This is a genomic window from Shigella sp. FC1967, from assembly GCF_001743005.1.
Lineage (GTDB): Bacteria > Pseudomonadota > Gammaproteobacteria > Enterobacterales > Enterobacteriaceae > Proteus.
Genome location: NZ_MIIZ01000944.1, coordinates 1 through 1,718, shown reverse-complemented (window position 1 = coordinate 1,718; position 1,718 = coordinate 1). Strand labels below are relative to the sequence as shown.

Annotated in this window: 2 pseudogenes; both read left to right on the top strand. The window is 38.1% G+C overall.

The features are described from left to right. Window positions 1–33: 33 nt before the first annotated feature. Window positions 34–1,430, top strand: a pseudogene (gene chiP / locus BHE89_RS16510) (chitoporin ChiP). Between the two features lie 134 nt (window positions 1,431–1,564). Next, window positions 1,565–1,666 (top strand): annotated as a pseudogene (locus tag BHE89_RS26165) (hypothetical protein); the annotation flags it as partial. Window positions 1,667–1,718: the final 52 nt, after the last annotated feature.

Below are 1,718 nucleotides of genomic sequence, written 5' to 3'. Positions count from 1 at the left end.
TTTTTTAGTCAAAGTCAAAGAGGAAACAATGCTATGGTTATGCAACATGCTAAACCAGGCAGGGTGGCACTTGTCGTTATGGGCGCATTGCTTGTAACTGCACTACCTGCAAAAATGTCTTATGCTGAAGGGTTTATTGATGATTCAACCTTAACAGGCGGTCTTTTTTTATTGGCAACGTGACCGTGATAGAAAAGAGTTAACACCAAATAGCCCAGATTACGGCAAATACAAAGCTAACTTACACCATTCTACTTTCAACGCTAATTTAGATTTCTCATCAGGTTACCTTGGTGATTTTATTGGTATTGATTTAGCTGCTTTTGGTGCGGTTGAATTGAATAACAGTGGTCCTGCTGCACCTAATGAAATCGGTTTTAGTGATGCCAAAAGTCGCTGGGATGAAAAATGGACGGGCGATCGCAGTGGCGTGAGCGTTTATAAAGCGGCTGCAAAATTTAAATTAGGCAATTTTTGGGCTCAAGGTGGGTATATTCAACCTAAAGGTCAAAGTTTATTGCGCCCACATTGGAGCTTTTTACCGGGAACTTACCGCGGTGCTGAAGCAGGGGCTGTTTTCGACTTCGATAAAAGTGGTGAATTATCTTTCTCTTACATGTGGACAGATGAATATAAAGCACCATGGTATCGAAACATGTACAACTTCCGTAAAGCTGATTTAGAAACGAATATCAGCTATCTTCACTCTTTCGGCGCCAAATATGATTTTAAAAACAGCTTAGTGTTAGAAGCTGCATTTGGTCAGGCAGATGGTTATATTGATCAGTATTTTGGTAAGGTTTCTTATGATTTCCCAATTGCTGAGAATGCATTAAGAACGTCTTACCAATTCTACGGTGCTAAAGATAAAGTGACTGGTGGTGGCGTTAATGATGTTTATGATGGGCTGGCATGGTTACAAGCACTGACTTTTGGTTATACCTATAATGTATTTGACTTCAAAGTAGAAGGAACATGGGTTAAAGCTGAGGGTAATCAAGGTTATTTCTTACAACGTATGACGCCAGGTTGGGCAACATCTAATGGCCGCCTTGATATTTGGTGGGATGGTCGTTCTGACTTTAACGCCAATGGTGAAAAAGCACTTTATGCGGGCGTTATGTATGATCTGAAAAACTGGGATTTGTCAGGTTGGGCAGTAGGTACTTCTTATGTTTACGCATGGGATGCTAAGCCAAGTGGTAAAGCGATTTATGATCAAGGGCAACGTATCAGAGAAAGTGCATGGAATGCGGATATTATGTATACGGTTCAAGAAGGTCGCGCTAAAGGTACGCTCTTTAAGCTTCATTATACCCGTTATGATAACCACTCTGATATTCCAAGTTATGAAGGCGGTTTTGGTAATATTTTCCAAGATGAAAAAAGACGTTAAGTTTAACGTGATAATGCCATTCACTATTTTCTAATATCATCATAAGGATAAAGTGTATTAATTGCACTTTATCCTGAATAAAACTAAAAAAGCTAATTACGATTACGATAAATAAAAATAAATAGTAGAAAGGTAGGGATGCAGTAATTAAAAAGCGCTTTATAAATAAGCCACTCTGATATTCCAAGTTATGAAGGCGGTTTTGGTAATATTTTCCAAGATGAAAAAGACGTTAAGTTTAACGTGATAATGCCATTCACTATTTTCTAATATCATCATAAGGATAAAGTGTATTAATTGCACTTTATCCTGAATAAAACTA